The sequence below is a fragment of the Megasphaera vaginalis (ex Bordigoni et al. 2020) genome (assembly GCF_900240295.1).
GTDB classification, from domain to species: domain Bacteria; phylum Bacillota; class Negativicutes; order Veillonellales; family Megasphaeraceae; genus Megasphaera; species Megasphaera vaginalis.
In genome coordinates, this window is sequence record NZ_OEQB01000005.1 from 1 (window position 1) to 14,640 (window position 14,640).

Consider the following 14,640-nt stretch of genomic DNA (forward strand, 5'->3'; position numbering starts at 1 on the left):
CAAAGCCTTTCTTCGACAATACCTTGGTAATTGCTGCCGTTAATGTCGTTTTGCCATGGTCTACGTGGCCGATCGTTCCAATGTTAACATGCGGTTTGGTTCTTTCGTATTTTTCTTTAGCCATTTTGCTGATTTCCTCCTTCAGGAAAAACAAACTCTTGCGACTATTCTGTAAAAGCTGCCGAAGCAGCATTAAGCAGACGAATAATTTCGGATATAGAAATAACCCCGCAAAACGAGGTTATTTAGTGTGGTGGCGGCTCGGAGATTCGAACTCTGGACACTGCGGGTATGAACCGCATGCTCTAGCCAACTGAGCTAAGCCGCCATGTGGAGCTATTGACCGGGATTGAACCGGTGACCTTATCCTTACCAAGGATACGCTCTACCGACTGAGCTACAACAGCTTAATACCGTTCAAAGCCATATGCTGTTTTAAAAAATTTGGTAGCGGGGGCAGGACTTGAACCTACGACCTTCGGGTTATGAGCCCGACGAGCTACCAACTGCTCCACCCCGCGACAATATTGGTGGTGGGAGAAGGATTCGAACCTTCGAAGGCGGACGCCGGCAGATTTACAGTCTGCTCCCTTTAGCCACTCGGGAATCCCACCATTTTGGAGCCGACAATAGGACTCGAACCTACGACCTACTGATTACAAGTCAGTTGCTCTACCAACTGAGCTACGTCGGCTTACCTAACAGAACGTAGTTAATTATACCTAATAAGAAACCGTCTGTCAATAGCATTGCATAACATTGCATAATAAACCTACAATTTTTTCAGAAGGTAGCGCTATATCATCTGTTACGTAGTAAAGTATACTATATGCACGTAAAAAAGGCAAGCAAAAGACGTTTCTCTCTCTGTTGATAACTAAGCCGGTGTTTCCCCGCCAGAGGACATCCCCGCACGCGAGGAGGCGAATGAATAACCAAGATACTGGCGGCTTCCCCTGAAAAAAGGCCGTCGTTTGCCTTCCCGACCGGGACACACGGCAAAACACCAGGGAGCCGCCTCTCCAAAGAAACGGCGCCCTTGACAAATCCTCGAGGATAACGCCCCTATTCATCATACAGTCAATCTGGCAGCTTTTTGGCCTCCCGCACTTCTGCAATCCTATCGGCAATCTCTTCCAGCGTGGCCCCGGCAGCCGCCTCAACGGCCGCAAAAACGGCGCCTTCAACGACGGGGCAGTCCAACAGAAGCAGACGCCGGTCCGTCATGGTTTCCATAACCATTTCCGCCGTCATGACAGCGCTGCCCATATCCATAATCAAAACGACACCATCATCCGAGTACGCTTCCTCGACGGCCTGACTGATTCGCGCAAAGCTGGTGCCGATGCTGCCGTCTTCCAATCCGCCGGCAGCGACTATACGGACCGTGTCGGCCATGGCCGCAGCCAGTTCAACAACGCCTTCAGCCAGTTTTCGGCTATGTGAGATAACGACAATTCCTACCATGGTTTTCTCTCCTTAAGCAATACGTCCGGCAATGACTTGAAGCATGAAAAGAGAAGATGTCGCGCCCGGATCCTGGTGACCGATGCTCCGCTCACCGAGGTAGCTGGCTCGTCCTTTCGCCGCCGCAATCGTTTTCGTATAGGCAACGCCCGCCTCGGCCGCCGCGACCGCTTTTTTTACGGCCAGGGCAAGTTCTTCCCCGTCGGCAAGCGAACGGGCCAGCGCTTCATACGCCGGACAAAGGGCATCCAACATCGTTTTATCCCCCTTTTCCGCTCTGCCGCGCATCTTTACGCCTTCAATCGCAGCTGCAAAGGCCGTCTGAAAATCAATTGCCGTAAGTTCCAGCTTATCTTTGCAGGTCGCTCCGGCTTTCATGAAAGCCGTACCGTACAACGGCCCTGAAGCGCCCCCGACGGTAGAAACTAATTGCATGCCGACACCTTTAAGGATTGTCCCGATATCCTTATCTGCCAGCTCCGGCAGTTTTTCTTCCACAGCCTTAAAGCCCCGCGCCATATTGATGCCATGATCGCCATCGCCGATAGCGGTATCCAGATCTGTGAGATATTCTTTTTCCGCGCGGATCTTCTCCGCCATCGCTTTAATTACCGCCAATACTGCTTCCCGATCCATACCTGAGCATCTCCTTTCCGCCTTATTTTTTCAAAGCCGGCGTATCGGCTTTGGCGTCATACAGCCCTTTAAGTTCCTCGTCAAGACGCAACAGAGTCAGCGAGAAGCCCGCCATTTCAATTGACGTCATATAATTGCCTACAAGCGTATCATAGACGATGATCTGCCGCTCCTTCAGATAGTCTTGAACAAAATTATTGACGACGTACAGTTCCATCAGCGGCGTTCCGCCCATGCCATTGACGAGTACAACGACTTCGCGTCCGACATAATCAAGATCAGCGAGAATTTTATCCAGTAATATTTCGGCAATTTTGTCGGCAGACTGCAACGTTTCCCGATGCGTTCCCGGCTCACCGTGAATACCGATGCCGATTTCCATTTCATCTTCGGCCAATTCGAATCCCGGCTTTCCGTTGGCCGGAACAGTACAAGGATAAACAGCCATTCCCATCGACCGCACATTGGCAACGGTTTTTTCAGCAACCTCCTTAACCTCGGCCAGGCTGCCGCCGCTTTCCGCTTTAGCGCCGGCTATCTTATGCACAAATACCGTCCCGGCCACACCGCGACGCCCTGTCGTATAAAGGCTGTCCTTAACGGCTACATCATCGTTGACAACGACATAATCTGCAGTAATCCCATCCTCTTGCGCCAGATCAATAGCCATTTCAAAATTCATCATATCGCCTGTATAGTTTTTGACGATGCAAAGCACACCTTCTTCCGTGGCAACAGCCTTGATCCCTTCTAAAATCTGATCTGGCGTCGGCGAGGTAAAAACGGCGCCGGCCACGGCCGCATCCAGCATTCCTTCTCCCACATAGCCGCCGTGCGCCGGTTCATGACCGCTGCCGCCGCCGCTGACCAAAGCGACACGACCGGATTTTTTCACTTTCCGCACGATAATATTACGATCTTCCAACTGGGAAAGTTTTCTTGGAAACGCCTTGGCCAATCCTTGTATCATTTGCGCCTCTACCAACTCCGTATCATTTAGAATTTTTTTCATAATAAACGCCTCCTTTTATCATCAGCTAAGCAAACGAAGTTCTCCGCACGGCAATGGACATATGTATTTAGTATATCATTATTCTTTTTTGTATGCCAAATCGCAATTATATAAGTCCTCTTTTCCAGCGAGACAGAACAAAATTCCTGAATCGTTCTACAACAGGAAGCATATTGGCTTGTTTATAAACGGCTAAATATATATATCGTTTTTCCATCGGATCAGCAATCGGAATTCTGTCCAGGTCATAATACTGCAACGTATAAAAATCGGGAATAACGGCCACCCCATAGCCGGCGGCGACAAAGCCGGCCATGGCATTGTCTTCTTCAATATGCGTCACGACTTCCGGATAGGTGCCGGCAGCGGTAAACAAGGCCTTGATCTGTGTATAGAGGCCGCTTTCCTTATTAAAAGATATAAACGGGTACTGCTCCAACTCTCGTATTGATACGGACCCTCTGTTACTGAGAGGATGCCCCTTGGGCGCAATGACGACCAACTTCTCTTCAGCAACAGGATAAAACGTCAGTTCAGATGCATCTTCGACGGAGGAGCAAAAAGCCAAATCAATCGTTTCTTCTTTCAATTCGGCAAGCAAATCACTCGTCGTTCCTTGACGGAAATCAAAACTGATCTGGCTGTTGCCCGGACTGTTCTTAAACTGCATAATCATTTCCGGCACAACCGTATATCCCATGGTATAAATAAAGCCTAAATTGATACGGCCTTTATCCGGACTGGTATACGCCCTCATCACATCAATGCCATGCTCCAGTTCAGACAGAGATTTGGTAACATAAGGCAGAAAAATGCGGCCGTATCTTGTCAAATAAATATTGCGACCTCTTTTTTCAAAAAGATGCACGCCCAGTTCTTTTTCCAAGTCTCGTATCGATCGGTTCAAGCTGGGTTCCGTAATATACAATGACTCGGCAGCCTTCCGATAATGTTCCGTTTCGGATAATTTGATGAAATACTGCAACTGCTTTAAATTCATATATCGCACCCCTTACTTATCCTGATTTTTCACAAAGTCTTCTAATTTTATTGTTATTTTACCTATTAATATATAATGAATAAAGTATTAATTGTGTCGTTGAACGCGTTTTTAAGTATTCGCATATTTTCTAACGCAATAACGCATCCAAGAAAAGTCAGCCAGATTTTTTTCAGTATAACTATTCATATTTCTGATTTTTATTTATCCATTCACTTTAATTATATTCTTTTTAATAGCTCTTATGAATTATTTATCCATTAATTTAGAAATTGTCCTATTAAAATCATCTTCGTATAATAAGTTTGTAAAACGAACTTAGTTCTTTTTTTCACTAATTATTCGTATATCGAATTATGAGGAGGTCATCATTAATGAATACACCGTACGCCCATATTTTCCAGCCGTTGACGGTGAAACGCACTACGCTTCGCAATCGTATCATCATGCCGCCAATGGGTTCAAACTATGCCACTTTTACCGGCGAAGTATCGGAAGAAATGAAAGATTACTACGGACTTCGCGCAAAGGGCGGTACTGCATTGATTACCGTCGAAAATGCCTGCATTGACTATCCCTTGGCAACAAACGGAACAAAGCAGCTGCGCATTGATAAAAAACAATTTATCCCCGGTCTCTATGAATTAACGGAACGGATTCACCTGTACGGAGCGCTGGCGTCAATCCAATTAAACCATGCCGGCGCGTCTGCCTATCCGGAGCGATTGAACGGACTCCAAGCCGTTTCTTCTTCATCTGTCCCGTCAAAAGAAGGAAATCCGGCGCCGCGGCCCTTAACGAAACAGGAAATTCTGGCAATCGTCGATAAATATGCCAAAGCGGCTGAAAACGCCGTTGCCGCCGGCTTTGATATGGTAGAAATTCACGGCGGCCATTCGTACCTGCTCGACCAGTTCCTCTCGCCGCTATATAATAAGAGAACTGATGAATTCGGCGGTTGTTATGAAAATCGTGCCCGCTTTGCCCGACTCGTCGTCGAAGCTGTCCGTGCTGCTGTCGGCAAATGGATACCCATTTCTTTCCGCATCTCTGCTGATGAGTTTATAAAAGGCGGCAATACATTGGAAGATACCTTAATGCTGCTGGAATTTATCGAACCGGAAGTCGATATCATCAACGTTTCGGCAGCAGTAAACGATTCGCTCCAATACCAGATCGATAAATGCGACATGCCCGACGGCTGGCGCGCCTATTTATCAGAAGCTGTCCGAAAAAAATTCGGTAAGCCCGTCATTATTTCCGGCAACATCCGCGATCCGAAAATTGCAGATGACATCATCGCCCAGAGCAAAAGCGATCTTATCGCCATGGGTCGCGGTTTAATCGCCGATCCCGATTGGGTTCGCAAGGTGCAAAGCGGTCATGCAGACTGCCTGCGCAAGTGTATCAGCTGCAATATCGGCTGCGCCGATCACCGCATCGCGAAATCAAAGCCGATCCGTTGCACAATCAACCCTGCCGTAATTGAAGGCGAACAGTACCGTCAGAAGAAAGTAACGCGCCCGCTGCACGTTGTCGTCATCGGCGCCGGCACAGGCGGACTTGAAACAGCTTGCACCGCCGCTGAAGTGGGCTGCCGCGTAACGCTTATCGAACGGGACAAGGAAGTAGGCGGCATGGCCCGCAGAATTGCCCGCTTCCCTGAAAAGTCCCGTATCGAAGATTTCCCCGCTTACCTCGAAAAACGGGCTGCTGCGCTGCCGAATCTGACACTCAAGCTGAATACGACAGCGACGAAAGAACTGTTGACAGAATTGCAGCCGGATATTCTCTACGCCGCTACCGGGTCCAAGCCGATGCTGCCGCCGATTGAAGGCTTACGTGAATTGACGGATGCTGAAGGATCCGCTATCCAGTCCATTGAAGGCTTTATGAAAAACATTCCTTATTTCGAAAAGAATGCTGCCGGGAAAAATGTGGTTATCATCGGTTGCGGTGCTGTCGGCCTCGATGTAATGGAATTCTTCGCACTCCGTAAAGCACGCGTCACGATGATTGAAATGATGCCATCCTTCGGTAAAGACGCCGATGTCGTTTCCAAACAGACATTCAAAGAACTGTTAGCCACTCATCCTGTCGACATGCACCTCGGCACATCCCTGCAAAAGGTGCTGCCCCATACCTTCATTGCTTCAAAGGACGGGCAAGAAGCGGCTTATCCGTTCGATTACGGATTCATCTGCATGGGACTCGTTCCTGATATCCCGTCAGACGATCCCTTCCGAACATACGCAACCGAACACGGAATTCCTTTCGACAATATTGGCAACAGCCGAAAAACCGGCCAGATCATCCACGGCGTGGAATCGGGACGCAGCATCTTACAGACCATTGATATGATCGGCGGTTTCGACGCCTGACCGCGCCAAATCACCTGCTGCCGAATATTCGAGGCAACAGGGTGTCAGGCCGTATCATGATGGCTGTAATTCATCTGTACTACTGTAAGAGTATATATAATCTGTTTCTATCTCTATTTAATACATGTCAGGAGGACTAACTTATCATGGGTAAAATCGCTATTACGGAAAGAGTAACAGGTCATACGGAATTAATTGGCTTGATCGCCTATCCGATCCGCCACAGCATGTCGCCGACAATGCATAACGAAGCATTCAAAAAACTGGGATTGGATTATGTTTACGTCTGCTTTGAAGTAGATAACTCCACCTTAAAGGATACCGTCGCCGGACTCCGCGCCATGAAAGTACGCGGCTGGAACGTTTCCATGCCGAATAAAGGGCCGATCACAGAATACCTCGACAACTTATCGCCTGTTTCGCAAATCGTCGGCGCCTGCAACACCGTCGTTAATGATAACGGCGTGCTGACAGGCACGATTACAGACGGCGTCGGCGCAATGCAATCACTGAAAGAAGAAGGCGTTGCATATGTCGGCAAAAAAATGACCATTATCGGCGCCGGCGGCGCGGCTACTGCCATTCAAGTTCAAGCAGCCCTTGACGGTGCTCGGGAAATCTCCATTTTCAATTTAAAAGATAAATTCTTCGCTCACGCCGAAAAAATCGTCAACGATTTGAATGAACGAACAGATTGTCGCGTAACGCTCTTTGATTTGGCAGACCATGCCGCGTTAAAACGCGAACTCGACAGCAGCGACATTTATATTGACGCCACATCATGCGGCATGAAACCGTTGGAAGATGTCGTCGCTATCCCCGACAAATCCTACTTGCGTCCTGATCTCGTCGTCATGGACACCGTCTATGCACCGCGTGAAACGAAGCTGATGAAATGGGCACAGGAAGTCGGTTGCCATACCTTCAACGGTCTCGGCATGATGCTTTATCAAGGCGCTGCCGCCTTCAAACTGTGGACGGGAAAAGAAATGCCCGTCGAACACATAAAAGATATTTTGTTCTGATATACACGAATATTGCTAACCCTCTAACTTCACTATTGAAAGGTCTGTCACTCATGATTAAAATCGGAAATGTCAATTTGGATAACGGAATGCCGAAGATTTGCGTTCCCATCGTCGGCCGGACACAAGAGGAACTGGTCCAGGAATGCCGGTATTTACAGGGAAAGATTTATGATGTCGTTGAACTGCGCATCGACTTTCTCCAGAAGGTAACCGAACTGCGCGCCGTCGGCGAGGCTTTGGCAACAGTTCGCAGCGAATTGCCGGCGAGTGCCATTCTGTTTACCTTCCGTACCAAAGAAGAAGGCGGTGAAACCGTCGTTCCGGAAGCGTACTATTTCGACCTTATCCGCTACGCCATTGAAAGCGGCAACGTCGATGCCGTCGATTTAGAATATTTCCGCAACGCAGACGCGATTCAAAAAACCGTCGCTCTCGCCAGGGAAAAAGGCGTAACTGTCGTCATGAGCAATCATGATTTTAACAAGACGCCGTCGTTCGAAGAAATCACCGATCGTCTGATCGGTATGAAAAAAGCGGGAGCTCACGTAGCGAAATTGGCGTGCATGCCGAATTCCGCCAAAGACGTACTGACACTCCTGCGCGCCACGGAAAACGTCAAGTCGCAATATCCCGATGAACCGCTCATCACGATGTCCATGGGCAAACTCGGCGCTATCAGTCGGATCAGCGGCGAAGTGTTCGGTTCCGCCCTGACCTTTGGCTCGGCCAAAAAGGCATCGGCGCCGGGCCAGCTTGAAGTGACCATGCTTCAGCAAATTCTGCAGGCTCTTCACTGACTGAAAACGATACTTAGCCACACGGATGATTTCTCCTTATACGGTCTTCAAAAAAAAGCAAGGCTGCTTACATAAGCAGCCTGCTTTTTTTGCCGACCTTGATCACTCCTATTGTTTTAACACATACCCGTATGCTCTGGCCTTGCCGTTTTCCTGCTCAAAGTAAACACCCTGTATTTCCGAAGCGAAACCGGGCAAGGCGTTCATCCCCTCTTCCAACGCACGGAAATATGCCACTGCCGTCGTCGACCAGCGTTCGCCGGGAACGACGCAGAGGACGCCGGGCGGATAAGGCAATGCGCCTTCCAGGGCAACGCGCCCTTCGATTTCCTCCAGCGGGACCAATTCCCCTTCACCGCGAATAAAAGCATGGTGCGCATCTTGCGGCAACATCGCATAGTCGGGGAAATATTCACGCCGGAAAAGGCGGCGCTGCAATTCCTTTACGTTCCGGTCTTTATAGAAATCATGCATTTCCTGGCACAATTGCCGCAATGTGTAGCCCGCATACCGTCCCGGATGCGCATTGTATACGCCGAGCAGCACTTCCTCCATCGGGACATCGCGATCGACAAACCGTTCAAAACGGACAAGCTGACTGGTCAGAAAGCGAAGCTTATTTTTATTTTCCGCAGGAGTCAACAGGAAAAGAATAGAGTTGAGATCGCATTTTTCCGGAATCACGCCGTTGCCGCGCAGATAGGTAGCCAGAATATTGGCATGAATTCCGAATTCTTCGTAATCGCCGCTGACTACGTCGATCCCCGGTGTCGTCAACAACAGCTTGCAAGGATCTACCCGGTACTGGTCCCGGCCATAACCGTTAAACGCATGCCAAGACGCGCCTGGTTCAAAGGAAAAATAAGCCAAGTCATCGGCCATCATTTCCGTATCGCCTGACTGCCAACTCGCCCCATGTACCACCGGCGGCACGAAAGGCCGGATATAATGACAGCGGCGCAGAATGTCTTTGCGAGCATCAATACCCAGCTTGACACAATCGCGCCAAAGCTTTTCACCAGCCGCACCGGCATGAATCTTCGTATTGACGTCAATCGTCGCGAAAAGAGGATAAAAAGGACTCGTCGTCGCATGAGACATAAAGGCGTTATTAACCGTTTTATGATTACAATAACGCTTTTGTCCGTGAATATGCCCGTCCTTCTTGTGTATCTGCGACGTCTGTGAGAATCCCGCCTGCTGCTTATGAACGGACTGCACTACAAAAATCCCCGGGTCATCAGGCTGCAAGTCAAGCAAAAGAGGACTGCTGTCTTTCAACATGGGAATAAATTGCTCATAGCCGACCCAAGCCGAATCAAAGAGAATATAATCGCAAAGATGCCCGATGCGACCGACGACATAACGCGCATTGTATAAGGTGCCGTCATAGGTCCCCAATTGAATCACCGCCAATCGGAAAGGACGCGCCTGTTTTGCCTTTTCCGGATCCCGCTCTGCCGCCAACTGCCGCAAATACGCTTCGTCAAAACAGGCGGCATCAATGCCGCCGATAAAGCCATAGGGGTTACGAGCCGTTTCCAAGTACACCGGCGTTGCCCCGGCCTGTATCAGCCCGCCGATCGCAACGGATTTATGATTATTCCTGTCATAAAGAACAAGATCTCCCGGCGTCAATAAGGCATTTGTAACGACGCGATTGGATGCCGACGAACCGTTAAGGACAAAATACGTTTTATCGGCATGAAAAACTTCTGCCGCAAAATCCTGCGCCTCCAGCGCCGGCCCCTCGTGAATCAGTAAATCTCCCAACGTGACATCGGCATTACAAATATCGGACTGAAAAATATGATCGCCGAAAAAATCACAAAGCAGCCAGCCTGCAGGATGTTTTTTAAAAAAAGCACCGTCCTGATGACCGGGACAGTCAAACGGATTATTCCGTTCACTTACATATTCGACGAGTTCGCCGAAAAAAGGCGGCAGGACCTGTTGTTCATAGTTTCCGGCCAGTCGTTCTGCCGCCGCAATACAACGGCTCTTGTTGACAACCTCTTCCGAAATGACGGTTTTCACCTGATCAATGTATTTTTCAGGCAACGAGCTGCCGCTCGGCAAAATGACCATAATCGGTATGCCGAATCCGGTCGCATGGATTTTCTCGATGTACGGATAATCCTGATCGGACAGGACCGCTACGGCCACATCGGTAAAATCCGTCTTTTCTACAGGAACAATATCCCTGTCGCTATCGACAAAATAATACTGAACATCAAAACTGTAAGCAATTTTTAAACGTTTCATCTCTGCTCCTTATCTCCGTCCTTTTATGGCGCCTTATTGACAAAAGAAGGGAAAACTGGCACCGCCTGTGCCTCTTATCTCCTCCGTATAGTGAGATTATAGCGGCTCCTGCATTTCTGTCAAGTCCGGACGGCAGATGCGCCGGTTTTACTGTCCAAACCGCATGGCATTGCCTTTTTGCCGGTTTTCCTTTATACTGAATTGAAATGTAATAGAAAAGAGGTGCGCCCATGCATAACCGATTAAAAGAAAAACTGCAGAACCGCGAAAAGGCGATCGGAACATTCTTCGAAAGCGGCAGTACGATCACGGCAGAATGCCTGGCCTTGGGAGGTCTCGACTATATCATCATCGACACGGAACACGGCCCTTTCGAAACGGAAAGCGCCATGGAATTCATTTGCGCCTGTCAGCGCCGCAAGATGACCCCCCTCGTCAGGGTAAAAGACAAATACCGTTCTTCTATTTTGAAAATGCTTGACGTCGGCGCCATGGGAATCGTCATTCCCGGCATCGAATCCGTTGCAGAAGTAAACGATATCGTCCGTTACGGCAAGTATTATCCCGTCGGTGAACGAGGCGTCGCGTATGCCCGCGGCTGCGGCTACGGCTTTGCCGATTCCCTTTCTATAACGGATTACTTCGCCGAAGCCAACAGGGAAACACTGCTTTTGCCGCAATGCGAAACTGCCGGCTGTCTGGACCGAATTGAAGAAATCGCGGCGATTGAAGGCATCGACGGCATTTTCATCGGGCCTTACGATCTCTCAACGGCACTCGGCAAACCGGGACAATTTACGGCACCCGAAGTTATTTCCGCTATTGACCGCATTTTAAAGGCTTGCCAGCAAGCCGGCAAATTCTCCATGATCTATGCCGATGACACGGCCGCTGCAAAAAGGCGTTTTCAGCAAGGCTTTGACAGCGTCGCCGTAAATATGGACACGATTCTGTTCATCCGCATGATTCAGAACCTTGTCCGCGACTTGCGCCACTGAGTCCGGCAACAGCTACCCGGCAATATGCCAAAAGAAGGGGAAGGCTCCCGAAACGGAGTCTTCCCCTTTTCTACGGTATTATGACTTCTGCCGTTCAGCAACGGAATCAATGCGATGAATATCTCCGACAATGAAAATAAACGAAAAGACACCCAGTGCCGCAACAGCACTGATAAAAATCATAGCGCCTACAAAAGAACCTGTTTCCTGTACGATAAGGCCGATGACGATCGGCGTAATGATGCCTGCCAAGTTGCCGACAAAATTAAACACACCGCCTGCCAGCCCGACGGAATCGGCAGGCGCCATATCTCCAACAGTACTCCAAACGATCGCCGCCATCCCCTGACCGAAAAAAGCGACCGTCATGATGATAATGACGACTTGAAAGGAAGCGGCATAATTGGCCGCCATAATCGTCATTGAACAGAGCAACCCGCAGACGACGGGCAATTTTCTCGCCTTCGACAGAGAAGCTCCGCGACGCAGCATGTGATCGGACCAATACCCGCCGAGGAGCACGCCGCAAAGCGCGCCCATATACGGAATGACGGCGTAAATTCCCGCCTTAAGCATAGGCATTTCCTTCGCCACGACCAAGTACGTCGGAAACCAGGTCAGAAAAAAATACATCGTACTGGTATTGGCAAATTGTCCTAAATAAACGCCGAGAAACTGACGATGCTTAAACAGTTCGGCCACTTGTGACCACGTAATGGCCGCCGTTGTTCCCGCCCGTTCGGCCAAGCCGCCGCCATCGCGTATATACGCCAATTCGGCGGCATTGACGCCAGTGCATGCTTTCGGATCACGATAATGGATATACCAGAAAACACTGGCAACAATCCCGATGATACCAGTGCTGTAAAAAATAAACTGCCAGCCGTACCGTTCAAGGATCAAAAAAAGAACCGGCGTCAGAAAAGCCAAACCGATAAACTCTCCGGCCGTATAAATTGACGTCGCCGTCGCCCGTTCATGATTAGGGAACCAAGCGGCTACGACACGACTGTTCGTCGGAAAAGCAGGCGCCTCCGCCGCGCCGATGGCCAGGCGAATGCCGAAAAGCGACACAAAGCTGCGGCCCAAGCCCATAATCACGGTAAACGCAGACCAGAGAAACAACGAAATTGTATACGCAATGCGGGACCCAAAATGCTCCAAAAACCAACCGCCCGGAATTTGCATCAAGCCGTATGACCAGGCAAAAGCGGAAAATAAAAGTCCCATCGTCGCCGCATCAAAACCGAGTTCGCTGCTCATACTGGGCGCAGCAACAGCCATGTTCGTACGATCCAGATAATTGATCGCCGTCAAAAAAAAGAGCAGCAACAGCATAAACCAGCGTCTGTTCGTAGGCTTTTCCGTATACCCATCGCTTTTTTTCATATTCTCCACCGTATATCCCCTCAGAGGCCAACCTATGTGATTTTTATCACATAGGTTGGCCTCATAACGTTTTGTATATATTGTAATCCTTTTTACAACGTACATCTATTAGCTTTTCAGTAAGATATCAATAGTCTGTATCTATCAGTATTCGTGCGCCAACTATTTTATGACAAAGGCGTCATCGTTGCAAAATTTTTTGCGCCAACAACGTCAGCGCCTGCAAAACGTCTTCCACCGCTCCTTTGTTGACGATCCTATAGTCGCCGGCATGACGATACAAGGCGATCCGCTCCCGGTAGAGCTCATAGACTTTCTGCGGCCCCGCCGCCAAAAGCGGTCGTTTGGACACATCAACGTCCGTAACGATGTCATCAGGTGAACGATCGAGAAAGATGAGAATACCCGATTGTTTCAGCAAGTCTATATTCTCGCTTCGTTTAACAACACCGCCACCGGTAGCTACAACAATGCCTTTCCTCGCCGCCAATTTTTCCGAGGCCCGTATCTCAGCCTGACGAAAACAGTCTTCACTGACGGCAAACAATTCCGCAATCGTTCGCCCTTCCATTGCTTCAATATAACCGTCGACATCGACAAACTCGCGGTCCAGGCACTGTGCCAGCCGTCTGCCGAAGGTCGTCTTGCCGCTGCCGGGCATACCGATGATAACAATATTTTGCTCGTTGTTCATATCCATGACTCCATTTCCTGCGTCAATTTTTCCATTACTGCATTACCGATTTTCCGTCCCAGCCATATTTCTTCGGAGCCGATCGCCTGTGCGACAAGCATGTACATACCGTTCAGTACGACGGCCTGATGCTGTTCGCCATATTGGAGAAATAAGGTCCGACGCGGATTGTAAATCAGATCGACGACGGCACGATACGCGGCCACAACCGCCTCTGCTACCGGTGATACATGAATATCCGGCGCCATGCCGACAGGGGTACAGTTAATAAGAACGTCGCCGCCGCATTGCCGGCGTAAATCGTCATAAGAGATCAGCGCCGCTCCTGCAGCCATTGCAAAACGGCTGAATGCCGGTTTTTCCTGCGGAGTCCGCGATACGACGGTGATCTGAGCCGCGCCTTCATCGGCGAGGTACTGAACGACGGCCCGTGCGGCGCCGCCAGTTCCCAAAACCGTGCATTGCCGGCCATCGACGGCAATACCGGCGTGACGCAAAGACCGGCCGAAACCGCTGTAATCCGTATTATAACCGAAACAACCGTCTTCCCTGACGTGAATGGTATTGACGGCACCGATGCGTTCGGCCTCCGGAGAAAGGCCTGTCAAATGCGGTATAACATCCAGCTTATACGATATCGTCACATTCATTCCGCCATATTCTTTCGCCAACTCGCACAACTCGTCGGCAATGTGTTCCCGATCCATTTCCAACAGACTGTACTCATGCCGGTTCGACAACGACAACAGGCTGAAAAGACGCTTATGAATCTCCGGCGAGCAGCTATGTCCCAGTTTTCCTCCAATCAGTCCCAATTTCATCAGTAATCCTCCCTTATGATACAATGTGACGCGAATTCGTCTTCTCCGGCGTCCCGTCATACGGCCACTTGCACGGTCTTTCAGACAACTAATCGCACGGCGCCGGAAAGCCGTTCCCCCGCCTTTCCGGCAGACTATGCTGACGGTAAAAG

The 14,640-nt window shown here is 49.5% G+C and carries 13 protein-coding genes and 5 tRNA genes; 4 read left to right on the plus strand and 14 right to left on the minus strand.

The annotated features are described in order from the left end of the window. The 10 genes from C0977_RS07120 to C0977_RS07165 form a co-directional block, all read right to left on the minus strand. The coding region (locus tag C0977_RS07120; RefSeq protein WP_234987620.1) for a GTP-binding protein at window positions 1–124 on the minus strand (124 nt) is incomplete at its 3' end. A 127-nt stretch (window positions 125–251) separates the two neighbouring features. Continuing rightward, a tRNA-Met gene (locus C0977_RS07125) sits at window positions 252–328 on the minus strand. 3 nt (window positions 329–331) lie between these two features. Beyond that, a tRNA-Thr gene (locus C0977_RS07130) sits at window positions 332–407 on the minus strand. 38 nt (window positions 408–445) lie between these two features. Next, a tRNA-Met gene (locus C0977_RS07135) sits at window positions 446–521 on the minus strand. A 7-nt stretch (window positions 522–528) separates the two neighbouring features. Then, window positions 529–614, minus strand: a tRNA-Tyr gene (locus C0977_RS07140). A 4-nt stretch (window positions 615–618) separates the two neighbouring features. Beyond that, window positions 619–694 (minus strand) — tRNA-Thr (locus C0977_RS07145). Between the two features lie 386 nt (window positions 695–1,080). Then, window positions 1,081–1,467 carry a dihydroxyacetone kinase phosphoryl donor subunit DhaM gene (dhaM, locus tag C0977_RS07150; RefSeq protein WP_023054262.1) on the minus strand — a complete coding sequence of 129 codons (387 nt, stop codon included), beginning with the start codon at window positions 1,465–1,467 and terminating at the stop codon, window positions 1,081–1,083. Between the two features lie 12 nt (window positions 1,468–1,479). Continuing rightward, the gene (gene dhaL / locus C0977_RS07155) at window positions 1,480–2,103 is read right to left on the minus strand and encodes a dihydroxyacetone kinase subunit DhaL (RefSeq protein ID WP_101912912.1); all 624 of its coding nucleotides are present in this window, start codon (window positions 2,101–2,103) and stop codon (window positions 1,480–1,482) included. A gap of 22 nt (window positions 2,104–2,125) precedes the next feature. Next, window positions 2,126–3,115, minus strand: coding sequence for a dihydroxyacetone kinase subunit DhaK (gene dhaK, locus C0977_RS07160; RefSeq protein WP_023054247.1), 990 nt, complete (start codon window positions 3,113–3,115; stop codon window positions 2,126–2,128). 106 nt (window positions 3,116–3,221) lie between these two features. After that, entirely contained in the window at window positions 3,222–4,115 is an 894-nt protein-coding gene (locus tag C0977_RS07165) for a LysR family transcriptional regulator (protein WP_023054231.1), read from the minus strand. 374 nt (window positions 4,116–4,489) lie between these two features. Between C0977_RS07165 and C0977_RS07170 the strand changes: the two genes are divergently transcribed. The 3 genes from C0977_RS07170 (at window position 4,490) to aroD (ending at window position 8,321) form a co-directional block, all read left to right on the plus strand. Further along, complete coding sequence (locus C0977_RS07170) at window positions 4,490–6,496, plus strand: FAD-dependent oxidoreductase (protein ID WP_101912913.1); 2,007 nt, start codon at window positions 4,490–4,492, stop codon at window positions 6,494–6,496. Between the two features lie 146 nt (window positions 6,497–6,642). Then, window positions 6,643–7,521, plus strand: a complete 879-nt coding sequence (locus C0977_RS07175) for a shikimate dehydrogenase (protein ID WP_101912914.1) — start codon at window positions 6,643–6,645, stop codon at window positions 7,519–7,521. Between the two features lie 53 nt (window positions 7,522–7,574). Then, window positions 7,575–8,321, plus strand: coding sequence for a type I 3-dehydroquinate dehydratase (aroD, locus tag C0977_RS07180; RefSeq protein ID WP_023054241.1), 747 nt, complete (start codon window positions 7,575–7,577; stop codon window positions 8,319–8,321). A gap of 108 nt (window positions 8,322–8,429) precedes the next feature. Here aroD and speC read toward each other — a convergent pair whose 3' ends face one another. Continuing rightward, on the minus strand, window positions 8,430–10,586 hold the full coding sequence (gene speC, locus C0977_RS07185; RefSeq protein ID WP_101912915.1) for an ornithine decarboxylase: 2,157 nt from the start codon (window positions 10,584–10,586) through the stop codon (window positions 8,430–8,432). 230 nt (window positions 10,587–10,816) lie between these two features. Between speC and C0977_RS07190 the strand changes: the two genes are divergently transcribed. Continuing rightward, window positions 10,817–11,584 (plus strand): HpcH/HpaI aldolase family protein, encoded by a 768-nt coding sequence (locus C0977_RS07190; RefSeq protein ID WP_101912916.1) that lies wholly within the window; start codon window positions 10,817–10,819, stop codon window positions 11,582–11,584. A 78-nt stretch (window positions 11,585–11,662) separates the two neighbouring features. On the opposite strand, the gene C0977_RS07195 is transcribed toward C0977_RS07190, so the two are convergent. The 3 genes from C0977_RS07195 to C0977_RS07205 form a co-directional block, all read right to left on the minus strand. Further along, a complete protein-coding gene (locus tag C0977_RS07195) occupies window positions 11,663–12,973 on the minus strand; it encodes an MFS transporter (RefSeq protein WP_101913052.1) in 1,311 nt (436 codons plus the stop codon). A gap of 181 nt (window positions 12,974–13,154) precedes the next feature. Further along, window positions 13,155–13,673, minus strand: coding sequence for a shikimate kinase (locus C0977_RS07200; RefSeq protein ID WP_234987601.1), 519 nt, complete (start codon window positions 13,671–13,673; stop codon window positions 13,155–13,157). Then, complete coding sequence (locus tag C0977_RS07205; protein ID WP_101912917.1) at window positions 13,664–14,488, minus strand: shikimate dehydrogenase family protein; 825 nt, start codon at window positions 14,486–14,488, stop codon at window positions 13,664–13,666. The genes C0977_RS07200 and C0977_RS07205 overlap by 10 nt, the downstream gene beginning before the upstream one ends. Window positions 14,489–14,640 lie beyond the last annotated feature (152 nt).